Source organism: Micromonospora endophytica, assembly GCF_003236305.1.
GTDB classification, from domain to species: domain Bacteria; phylum Actinomycetota; class Actinomycetes; order Mycobacteriales; family Micromonosporaceae; genus Micromonospora; species Micromonospora endophytica.
Genome location: NZ_POTX01000209.1, coordinates 1 through 10,542 on the forward strand (window position 1 = coordinate 1; position 10,542 = coordinate 10,542).

At 69.5% G+C, this 10,542-nt stretch carries 9 protein-coding genes, 1 other RNA gene and 2 pseudogenes; 9 read left to right on the top strand and 3 right to left on the bottom strand.

What is annotated here, in order from left to right:
• Positions 1-212, bottom strand: a pseudogene (locus tag C1I93_RS23705) (hypothetical protein); the annotation flags it as partial.
• Between the two features lie 122 nt (positions 213-334).
• Positions 335-562: a helix-turn-helix domain-containing protein gene (locus C1I93_RS23710; RefSeq protein WP_111245502.1), complete on the bottom strand. Its 228-nt coding sequence runs from the start codon at positions 560-562 to the stop codon at positions 335-337.
• A gap of 176 nt (positions 563-738) precedes the next feature.
• On the opposite strand from C1I93_RS23710, the gene C1I93_RS23715 reads away from it, so the two are divergent.
• Positions 739-1,251: a DUF6912 family protein gene (locus C1I93_RS23715; RefSeq protein ID WP_111245503.1), complete on the top strand. Its 513-nt coding sequence runs from the start codon at positions 739-741 to the stop codon at positions 1,249-1,251.
• A 238-nt stretch (positions 1,252-1,489) separates the two neighbouring features.
• Here the strand turns inward: C1I93_RS23715 and C1I93_RS23720 are convergent.
• Positions 1,490-2,482, bottom strand: a pseudogene (locus C1I93_RS23720) (hypothetical protein); the annotation flags it as partial.
• A 293-nt stretch (positions 2,483-2,775) separates the two neighbouring features.
• Between C1I93_RS23720 and pruA the strand changes: the two are divergent.
• The 8 genes from pruA (at position 2,776) to C1I93_RS23760 (ending at position 10,382) form a co-directional block, all read left to right on the top strand.
• The gene (gene pruA, locus C1I93_RS23725; protein WP_111245504.1) at positions 2,776-4,404 is read left to right on the top strand and encodes an L-glutamate gamma-semialdehyde dehydrogenase; all 1,629 of its coding nucleotides are present in this window, start codon (positions 2,776-2,778) and stop codon (positions 4,402-4,404) included.
• Between the two features lie 239 nt (positions 4,405-4,643).
• A complete protein-coding gene (locus tag C1I93_RS23730; protein ID WP_111245505.1) occupies positions 4,644-5,159 on the top strand; it encodes a PadR family transcriptional regulator in 516 nt (171 codons plus the stop codon).
• Positions 5,160-5,235: 76 nt separating this feature from the next.
• Positions 5,236-6,357, top strand: a complete 1,122-nt coding sequence (gene prfB / locus C1I93_RS23735) for a peptide chain release factor 2 (RefSeq protein WP_111245506.1) — start codon at positions 5,236-5,238, stop codon at positions 6,355-6,357.
• A gap of 118 nt (positions 6,358-6,475) precedes the next feature.
• The gene (gene ftsE, locus C1I93_RS23740) at positions 6,476-7,156 is read left to right on the top strand and encodes a cell division ATP-binding protein FtsE (RefSeq protein ID WP_111219257.1); all 681 of its coding nucleotides are present in this window, start codon (positions 6,476-6,478) and stop codon (positions 7,154-7,156) included.
• A gap of 68 nt (positions 7,157-7,224) precedes the next feature.
• Positions 7,225-8,100 (top strand): permease-like cell division protein FtsX, encoded by an 876-nt coding sequence (ftsX, locus tag C1I93_RS23745; RefSeq protein WP_111245507.1) that lies wholly within the window; start codon positions 7,225-7,227, stop codon positions 8,098-8,100.
• A 152-nt stretch (positions 8,101-8,252) separates the two neighbouring features.
• Positions 8,253-8,732 carry an SsrA-binding protein SmpB gene (gene smpB, locus C1I93_RS23750; protein WP_111245509.1) on the top strand — a complete coding sequence of 160 codons (480 nt, stop codon included), beginning with the start codon at positions 8,253-8,255 and terminating at the stop codon, positions 8,730-8,732.
• A 108-nt stretch (positions 8,733-8,840) separates the two neighbouring features.
• Positions 8,841-9,216: a transfer-messenger RNA gene (ssrA, locus tag C1I93_RS23755) on the top strand.
• Positions 9,217-9,410: 194 nt separating this feature from the next.
• Positions 9,411-10,382, top strand: coding sequence for a hypothetical protein (locus C1I93_RS23760; protein ID WP_111245508.1), 972 nt, complete (start codon positions 9,411-9,413; stop codon positions 10,380-10,382).
• Positions 10,383-10,542 lie beyond the last annotated feature (160 nt).

Consider the following 10,542-nt stretch of genomic DNA (forward strand, 5'->3'; position numbering starts at 1 on the left):
TCCAGCGCGACCTCCAGTTCCGGCACGGTGAACCGGTCCACCTCGCCGCGCAGCGGCCCGGACGGGTCGGCGAAGAGGTCGAGGCTGAGCTGCTCGTCGCTCGGGCCGGGCCAGAGCACACCGCCTTCGTCGACGAAGGGCGGGTCGACCGCGGGCGCAGGTCGTAGCAGCACGGGCGGGCGGCTCGGGCCGGGCCGTCGGAGGTCGGTCATCGCGTCCACCCTCACCACTCGCGTAGGCCGCTGTTGGTTGCGTTTGCCTTCGTTTGCCTCCGGCAGGCTTCATCTTCCGGCATGGCAGAGCCAGCGGTCAATGGCTCGGTGGGATCGTCCGGCTACTCCGGGTCGCGGTCGGCGAGCGGATTGCCGCGTACCCACTCGGCGGTCTCCGCGTACTTGCGCTGGATGTACTCCTCCAGTCGGGCGCGCTCCACGCGCCACTGCCCGCGGCCGCCGATCTTGATCGCGGGAAGCTCGCCGCTGCGTACCATGTGGTACACCTGCGAGTCCGACACGTTCAGCTCGGTGGCCACGTCGGACAGCAGCAGGAATCTCGGCTCCACGAGAACTCCCCGGGTTGACGTCGTTTGCCTTAGTTTGCCATCAACGGGCACGCCGAGGCGCGGCCCAACTTTCAATGAGGCCGGTACGCGGTGTATGACGGTCAGGACGTACGACGTGGTCGTACGCCCGGCCGGCGGAGCTGCCGGCGAGCGGAGCAGAGCGGGGGAGACCCACGGTGACCGACGAACTTGTCCGGGTGTACCTGCCGGCGACCGTGCCGATGCTGGCCAGGCTCTCCGAGCACGGCCTCGACGCGGCGCAGGCGCACGCCGTCACCCCGGCGCTGCGTGAGTGGTACGCCGAGGGCGACGAGGAGGAGTTGGAGTACGTCGCCTTCACCCGGGCCGCACAGGACGCGCTACAGCTGATCCGACACGACCCGGACGCCCCACGCAGACGGGTGGTGATCTCGGCGGACCTGCCGGCGAGCGCGCTGGACCGTGGCACCGGCGAGTGGGGTTCCAGCGTGGTCGAGCTGCGTCAGCCGGTGCCGGGCGCGGCCGTGGCGGCCATCCACGTCGACGGTACGGACGCCGTACCGGATGTCGCCGCCGCCGCCGACGTGGTGGCCCAGGCGCTGGCCGGCGACCCGGACGCGCAGTTCACCGTCGACGGCACCGAGGATCACGAATTGGAGTGGTACGACCCCAGCGAGTTGGACGTGCTCCTGCGCGCGGTCTCCGGCTGACCTTGCGTGCGGTCTCCGGCTTACCGGACCCTCAGCGGGCCGTCGACTCGGCCCGCCCGTCGCCGCCGACCGCCCCGGGAGCGTCATCGGTCACCGCAGCAGGAGCCTCGGTGGCGACGACGGCTTCGGGGGTCTCGGTGGCGATCACCGCTTCAGGGGTGCCGGTGACGATCACCGCTTCGGGGGTGCCGGCGTCGGTCACCGCTTCGGGGGTGCCGGCGTCGGTCACCGCCGGTGGGACGTCGTCGGCGTCGGGCGGCGGGGTGAGCGTACGGCCGAAGGCGATCAGCGCGGTGAGCGCACCGGCGAACAGCACCCAGATGCCGTTGTCCACCCGCGAGGTGCCGAGCGAGGTCTGCGCCACCGCGTCCGCCTCGCTGAGCGCCGCCGCCAGGTCGATCAGGGACCGCCCGCCGACCCGGATGATCACTTCGGCGAGCAGCAGCAGCAGTCCGGCTCCCGCGCCGGCCACCAGGTAGGCCGGCCAACGCGCGCCGGACCCGCCGTCCCGGGCGGCGCGCCGCCGGGCCCAGGTGAGGTAGCCGAAGGCCAGACCACCGGCGATGAGGCCGGCGAGCAGCGACTCGGTGCGGGACACCCAGGAGGCCGCGGTGACAAGCGACTGCTGACTGTCGCCGGCGCCGAAGAGATTGAACAGGGGGTCCCGGGCCACGCTGAACGCCACCACGAAGACCAGGGTGCCCAGGGCCGACCCGGCCACGGCACCGACCACCGTGCTGTTGCGGGCACCGGCCAGCGCGCCACCGATGATGGCGGCGGCGGCAGTGGTGCCGGCGATCGTGCGGGTGGTCGTGTTGGCGGTATAGGCAAGGTCGATCGCGAGCGCGGCGGCGAGCCCGATCAGCAGCCCGGCGAGGACCGCCGCCACGAAGCGCAGGGTCACCCCGTCCCGGTGACGGGTCACCAGCTCCCCGGCGGCCAGCCCGACCGCGGCACCGGCTACCAGAGCGGCGGAGATCACGCCGGGCAGCGCGAAGGCCGAGAGGCTGATCGCGGTGACCCCGGCGGTGGCCGAGTTGATCGCTTCCCGGGTCGACCAGAGCATCGCCGCCAACCACCCCAGCGCGAGCAACGCCAGCAGCGTCGTGCCCGGGGCCCGCGTCGGCCGGTCGGTCGCGGCGAGGGCGGTGGATGTCGTACCGCCTGCCGGTTCCAGGGACCGCGGCCGGTCAGGCTGCGCGGCGGTCGACCCGCCAGGCTGGTTGCTCATGGTCTTCCCTTCGCCGCCGGGCGGTTACGGCCCGGCCCGGGTACCGCACCGGCAACCCAGCGTACGCGTTCCTGGTGGACGGCAGCCCCAACCCCGTTGCCCGTACCTTTCTTCTGTATCTGTGCCCGGCCAGAGGCGAAAAGGACGATGAGATCGCCTCTTCGCCTAGTGATCGGAGGTGAGCGGGTGGCCGGGGTGGTGATCGACCACCCTGGGCGTGGGAGGATTGGTCGAGGTCCCACCACCGTGGGACGAGTCCTCGCCACCGCCGTCGAGATGAGCCAGGAGCCCTGATGGACGCCGTGTTCTCCGTACCCGAGCCGCGTAACGAGCCGGTGCGCACCTACGAGCCGGGCAGCACCGACACCGAGCGGCTCCAGCGGCGGCTGGCCGAGCTGGCCGCCGAGCCCCTCGACCTGCCGATGACCATCGCGGGCGAGCAGCGGATGGCAGGTGGCGAACCGATCCGGGTGGTGCAGCCACACAAGCACGCCCACGTCCTCGGGATCACCGGGCACGCCACCCACGACGACGCCCGGGCCGCGGTCAAGGCGGCCAAGGACGCCGCGCCGGGCTGGCGGGCGCTGCCCTTCGAGGAACGGGCCGCGATCTTCCTGCGCGCCGCCGAACTGCTCGCCGGCCCCTGGCGGGACACCCTCAACGCGGCCACCATGCTGGGCCAGTCGAAGACCGCCGTGCAGGCCGAGATCGACTCCGCCTGCGAGTTCATCGACTTCCTCCGGTTCAACGTGCACTTCGCCCGCAAGCTCCTCGCCGAGCAGCCGATGTCCTCGCCCGGGGTGTGGAACCGGTTCGACCACCGGCCGCTGGAGGGCTTCGTCTACGCGGTCACCCCGTTCAACTTCACCGCGATCGCCGGCAACCTGCCCTCGGCGCCGGCCCTGCTCGGCAACACGGTGGTCTGGAAGCCGGGCCCGACCCAGCAGTTCGCGGCGCACTTCACCATGCGCCTGTTCGAGGCGGCCGGCCTGCCGCCCGGCGTGATCAACATGGTCACCGGCCGGGGCGAGGAGGTCTCCGACGTGGTGCTTGCCGACCCCGACCTGGCCGGCATCCACTTCACCGGCTCCACCAAGGTCTTCCAGCACCTGTGGCGCACGGTGGGGGAGAACATCGCCGGCTACCGGGGCTACCCCCGGCTGGTCGGCGAGACCGGCGGCAAGGACTTCGTGGTCGCGCACTCCAGCGCCGACGTGGACGCCCTGCACACCGCCCTGATCCGGGGCGCCTTCGAATACCAGGGCCAGAAGTGCTCGGCGGCCTCCCGGGCGTACGTCCCCCGCTCGCTCTGGGAGAGCGGCCTGCGCGACCGGCTGGCCGCCACCGCCGACGGGCTGGCCTACGGCGACGTCACCGACTTCCGGAACTTCGGCGGCGCGGTCATCGACGACAAGGCGTTCTCCCGGCACACCGCCGCGCTGGAGTTGATCTCCTCCGACGACAGTTGCCGGGTCATCGCCGGCGGCACCGCCGACGACTCGGTCGGCTGGTTCGTCCGCCCGACGATCTTCGAGTGCGGCGACCCGGCACACGAGACCTTCACCACCGAGTACTTCGGCCCGATCCTCGGCGTGCACGTCTTCGACGACGCCCGCTTCGACGAGGTGGTCACCCAGGCCGAGTCGATCGCGCCGTACGCCCTCACCGGCTCCATCTTCGCCACCGACCGCCGGGTGGTCGACGCGGTGGCCGAGAAGATGCGGTACGCGGCCGGCAACTTCTACATCAACGACAAGCCAACCGGGGCGGTGGTCGGGCAGCAGCCCTTCGGCGGTGCCCGCGCCAGCGGCACCAACGACAAGGCCGGCTCCTGGCACAACCTGGTCCGCTGGATGTCCCCCCGAACGATCAAGGAAACCTTCGTCCCCCCCACCGACCACACCTACCCCCACATGGGGTGAGGTGTAAGGAGGGGCCCCCTGTTAACGCCTCGTGTATAGGAAGGGCCCCTTATTAACAACTGTGTACCGCGCTGAGCCTGCTCAGCGCGGTACACCGATCACCGTCCGAAGCGGGCGGGAGGTGGTGGTGGGCCGGGGGGACGTCCGTCGCGCGCCGACAGTGCACATAGGAAACCCCAATGGGTGGCGAAAAGGTGAAATCCTGGACGCCGGCCCGGCAAAGTGGCAGCGTAAGGGGCATGGCGGAATCCGGAGTCAACCCCACCGCGGCGGCCCTGCTCGGGCTGCTGCACGAGGGTCCCATGACAGGTGGCCAGTTGATGGCTGCCGCCGAGCGCCGACTGGCGCCGTACTGGTCGATGACCCGCAGTCAGGTCTACCGCGAGTTGCCGGTGCTGGCCGAGCGGGGTTTCGTCCGGCTGGGCAAGCCCGGGCCCCGGATGAGCCAGCCGTACGCGATCACGGCCGCCGGAAAACGGACATTTTCCCGCTGGCTGGCGGAGGACCCGGGACGCGACACGATCCGCAACCCGATCGCCCTGCGGGTCGCGTTCGGGCAGCTGCACTCGCCGACCCAGCTGAAGAGCCTCCAGGCCGCAGCCAACGAATACCACACCGAGGCCCTCGCCCGGGTGCGGGAACAGGTCAAAAACGCCAAAAAGGAAGGCGACACGTACGACGCGAGCGCGCTGGAGTTCGCCGTGGCGTACCACAAGGCCGCCCTCTCCTGGCTGAAGAGCGCCCCGGTCGGCTGATCACCATCAGCGTGTTTTGGCTCGGACTGCGGGGCTCGCAAGCTCACTCCTCGTCCGAGCAGTACGCTTGCTTGTCGTGACCGCTGCCGACTTCGCCGAACAGCTCAAGGAACTCGACGCCACCCTGCGCAACATCGAGGCGGTGCTCGACGTCGACCGCCTGCGCGCGGACAAGGCCCGCCTGGAGCAGGAGGCGTCCGCCCCGGACCTCTGGGACGACCAGGCCAAGGCCCAACAGGTCACCTCTCAGCTGTCGTACGTCAATGGTGAGATCGAGAAGCTCGGCAGCCTGCGCTCGCGGCTCGACGACGCGCATGTCCTGCTGGAACTCGCCGAGGCGGAGGCCGACTCCGGGGTGCTCACCGAGGTCGAGTCGGAGATCACCGGGTTGGGCAAGGCCATCGAGGAGATGGAGGTCCGCACCCTGCTCTCCGGGGAGTACGACTCCCGGGAGGCGCTGGTCGCCATCCGGGCCGGTGCCGGTGGGGTGGACGCGGCCGACTTCGCCGAGATGTTGCTGCGGATGTATCTGCGCTGGGCCGAGCGGCACGGCTACCCGACCGAGGTCTACGAAACCTCGTACGCCGAGGAGGCGGGCCTGAAGTCGGCCACCTTCACGGTCAAGGTGCCGTACGCCTACGGCACGCTCAGCGTCGAGTCCGGCACTCACCGTCTGGTCCGGATCAGCCCCTTCGACAACCAGGGGCGGCGGCAGACCAGCTTCGCCGGGGTCGAGGTGCTGCCGGTGGTGGAGCAGACCGACCACATCGACATCCCCGAGAACGAGATGCGGGTGGATGTCTACCGCTCCTCGGGGCCGGGTGGGCAGAGCGTCAACACCACCGACTCTGCGGTACGGATCACACACATCCCCACCGGCATCGTGGTGACCTGCCAGAACGAGAAGTCGCAGCTCCAGAACAAGGCCTCCGCGCTGCGGGTGCTCCAGGCCCGGCTGCTGGAACGCAAGCGCCAGGAGGAGCAGGCCAAGCTCCAGGGCCTCAAGACCGACGCCGCCGGCTCGTGGGGCGACCAGATGCGGTCGTACGTCCTCCATCCTTATCAGATGGTGAAGGATTTGCGTACGGAGCAGGAAACCGGTAACCCGACCTCGGTTTTCGACGGTGACCTGGACGCCTTCATCGAAGCCGGCATCCGCTGGCGCAAGCAGCAGCAGCTCGCTGGCGACGGTGCGTGATCGATCGTGGGCGGAGCGCGTCATCGATCTCGACGTGACGTGCTGATTTGATGACTCGCCCCGCAACGGCGGGGCGTGGCACTTGGCACGACAGTTACACGGCGTAGACTCTCCACCCGTGATTCAGCTTGAGCAAGTGACGAAGACGTACCCGAAGGCGTCGCGGCCTTCGCTCGACAACGTGTCCGTGTCGATCGACAAGGGCGAGTTCGTCTTCTTCATCGGTCCATCCGGCTCCGGCAAGTCCACGATCGTCAAGATGCTGCTGCACGAGGTGACCCCCAGCAAGGGTCGCGTCGTCGTGAACGGCAAGGACGTCACCTCGATGCGGTCCTGGAAGCGTCCGCACTTCCGCCGCTCGATCGGCTGCGTCTTCCAGGACTTCCGGCTGCTGCCCAACCGCACCGCCTACGAGAACGTCGCGTTCGCGCTCGAGGTGATCGGCAAGACCAAGGCGGTGGCCCGCCGGGTCGTGCCGGAGGTGCTGGAGCTGGTCGGCCTCGGCGGCAAGGAGCACCGGTACCCGCACGAGCTCTCCGGTGGTGAGCAGCAGCGGGTGGCGGTGGCCCGGGCGTTCGTGAACCGTCCGCTGATCCTGCTGGCCGACGAGCCGACCGGAAACCTCGACCCGGACACCTCCATCGAGATCATGCGCCTGCTGGACCGGATCAACCGCACCGGCACGACCGTCGTGATGGTCACGCACGACTCCAACATCGTGAACCAGATGCGGCGCCGGGTGATCGAGATCGAGAGTGGCCGCATCGTTCGCGACCAGGCCCGCGGCGTCTACGGGTGACGAGGGCGATCCACCGCACCCCGATCTGACGACAACACCTCACGCCGGAGAGCCGGAGGAAAATCCCGATGCGGATGAAATACGTCCTGACCGAGGTACTGGTCGGACTGTGGCGCAACGTGACCATGACCGTCGCGATGATCATCACGATGGCGGTCTCGCTGACCATGCTCGGCGCCAGCGGCCTGATCTACACCAAGGTCGCCGACATGAAGCAGCTGTACTTCGAGAACATCCAGGTCTCGATCTTCCTGAAGACCGACGTCACCGAGGAGCAGCGCGTCGCGCTCAACAGCCAACTGGAGGCCGACCCGCTGGTCTCGGACGTCACGTACGTCAACAAGGACGAGGCGTTCCAGCGCTTCCAGGAGATGTTCCGGGACTCGCCGGACCTGCTGAGCGCGGTCAAGGCGGACCAACTGCCCGAGTCGTACCGGATCAAGCTGGAGAACCCGCAGGAATACAAGACCATCTCCGCCCAGTACGCCGCGGTCGACGGGGTCGACCAGGTCGTCGACCAGAGCCAGGTGCTCGACAAGATCTTCAACCTGTTCACCGCGGGGCAGAACATCGCGCTGGCCGCCGCGGTCGCGATGGCTATCGCGGCACTGCTGCTCGTCGCCAACACGATCCAGGTCGCCGCGTACAGCAAGCGGCGTGAGGTCGCGGTCATGAAGCTGGTCGGTGCCTCCAACTGGTTCATCCAGGCGCCCTTCGTACTGGAAGCGGTGGTCGCCGGCCTGATCGGTTCGTTCCTCGGCCTCGGTGCCCTGGTCGCGTTGAAGGTGTTCCTCTTCGACGGCGCGCTCAGCGCGTTGCAGGGCCTGTTCGCGCCGGTGAGCTGGGGCGAGGTGCTGCTGACCTTCCCGGTGATGGCCGGTGTCGGCGCCCTCATCAGCGCGGTCACCGCCTGGGTCACGCTCCGGTTCTACCTGCGGGTCTAGCCCGTACGAGATCGTCGCTTGCGCTGCTGCGGGGGCCCTTGCGTGCCGGAATAATCGGCGCGGAAGGGCCCTTGTCGTTCGGGTAGCATGATCTCCGCTCTTCGGCCGGTCACACCGGCCCGGGGCGCTCATGAAAGGGGGTGGCGCTGCCGATGCCACGGGAAAAGGGACGCAAGGTCGTCGCCTCCAACAAGAAGGCCCGTCACGACTACGCCATCCTCGACACGTACGAGGCGGGCATGGCGTTGACCGGCACCGAGGTGAAGTCGCTGCGGGCGGGACGGGCGTCGCTTGTCGACGCGTTCGCTCAGGAGCGCGATGGCGAGCTGTACCTGCACGGCATGCACATTCCGGAGTACACCCAGGGCACCTGGACCAACCACGAGCCCCGGCGTACCCGCAAGCTGCTGCTCAAGCGGCTGGAGATCGACCGGCTGATCGGCAAGACCCGGGAGAGCGGGCTGACTCTCGTACCCTTGCAGGTCTACTTCTCCGACGGCTGGGCCAAGATCGAGATCGGTCTGGCCAAGGGCAAGAAGGCGTACGACAAACGCCAGGACCTCGCCAAACGGGACGCCGACCGGGAGATCCAGCGGGCCGTGGGTCGGCGCGGTAAGGGAATGAGCGAGTAATTTGTCCGGATCGTCCCATGCTCTCGCGCTCACGGCCAGGCTCGGGATGAATCCGGTTGCGGCAGGCGTTAGGCTTGTCGGTGCCGTCGAGATCCGGCGGCCTGTCGAGGGGGTGACTGGTTTCGACTTCGTACGTTGCGGCAGGGGAAGCGAGCCGAGGAAGCCGACGTCGTCTCGAGAATCGTTCGTCGGAAACCAATAAGCGCCAAGAACAATCGCGCTGACTTCGCTCTCGCCGCCTGAGGCGAGTAGTGAGTCTGTCGGCCTGGGAGCGCCTTCGACCCAGTTAGCCGGCATCAGCTAGAAGGCTGGCCAACCGGACCCGGTCGCGGGGTCCGTGCGGCGAGATCAATCAGCGACTGGGCCCGTCACACCGACTCGCTCGCGTGATCGGAGGGGCCGAGTAGAGGCACAGCGAGCTGCGCTCGGAGAAGCCCTGACAAGGCGGCGAAGGACCCGGGTTCGATTCCCGGCACCTCCACCACCTGACTGCGCGCCCCGGTCACCCGACCGGGGCGCGCAGTCGTCTGTGCCGTGCTTCTCACCCTGGCGTTGAGGCACGCTGCGCCTGTCCCATCCGGCGCGAGGCATGCTGCGCGCCGCTCGGCGAGGGGCGCGCTGCTCCGCTCGGCGAGCGGAGCGGGGGAACCCGACGGGCCGGCGGACCGTCAAACCGGCATGCGTCGTACCGTGCTGCTGGGCCTGTCCCTGACGATGATCCTGGCCGGTTGCGCCTCGACGGAGACCGACCCGGCCCCCGGTGCCGACGGCGCACCGAACGCCGGGTTCGACAGGCGGGCCACCGAGGTGGCCGGGGCATGGCGTCCCGGGCCCGAATGGGCCACCGGCTACCTACCGTTGCAGGAGCCGGTGGTGCTCATCGGTGCTGCCGACTTCACCCCGGCGACCAAGACGGCCTTCCTCGCCGGCTGGTACCGCAACCTGGCCGAACTGCCGACCACGCCACCGGCGGAGGGCGCGGTCCGCTTCCCCGACGGGAAACTGGCCGTGCCGCTGATCAGCGCCGCCGAGGCGTACCGGGAACTGACCCACGGCAACCCCGCTCCCTGCCCGTTGGGGCCGAAGGACTTCGCGACCCCGCCGCCGGCCGCGCCCCCACCCGACGAGCCGGCGGCGCCCGGCGGCGGTGGGCCGGACGAGACGGTGACCAGCCGGCCGCAGGGCGACTGCGTCGCGCTCACCGTCACCGAGGTCGAGCTGGGAACCGCTCCGGTACGCACCAGCCGGGGCGAGGCGCAGGTGCCGGCCTGGCTGTTCACCGTCAAGGAGATCGACGCAGTGGTGGCCCGGGTCGCAGTCGCGCCCAGCGCGGTCGCCGCCATCCCCGAGCCGGCGCCGCCGTCCGGATCCCCGCCGGAGGGTCTGGTGAGCGCGCAGGACCTCCAGGCTGTCGACGGGGCGCACCTGACCTTCCGGCTCGGCGTCGGCAGCTGCGACACCGGGGTCACTCCGCTCGTGCAGGAGCACGACCACGTGGTGGTGGTCGGCGGGACGGTGATCCGACCCACCGGCGTCTGCAACGACGCGCTCAGACTGGAGCCGGTCGAGGTGACGCTGACGGCTCCGCTGGGTGCTCGCCCCATCCTGGACGCGCTCACCGGTACACCGCTGCGACTCACCACCGGCTGACCCCTCCGCGTGCTACTCGCCCTCCGCGTGCTGCTCGCCCTCCGCGTGCTGCTCGCCCTCCGCGTGCTGCTCGCCCTCCGCGGCGGCGTGACGTGTTAAAAGGGGCCCCCTCCTATACACCAGGCGTTAATAGGGGGCCCCTCCTTTCACAGAATCGGGG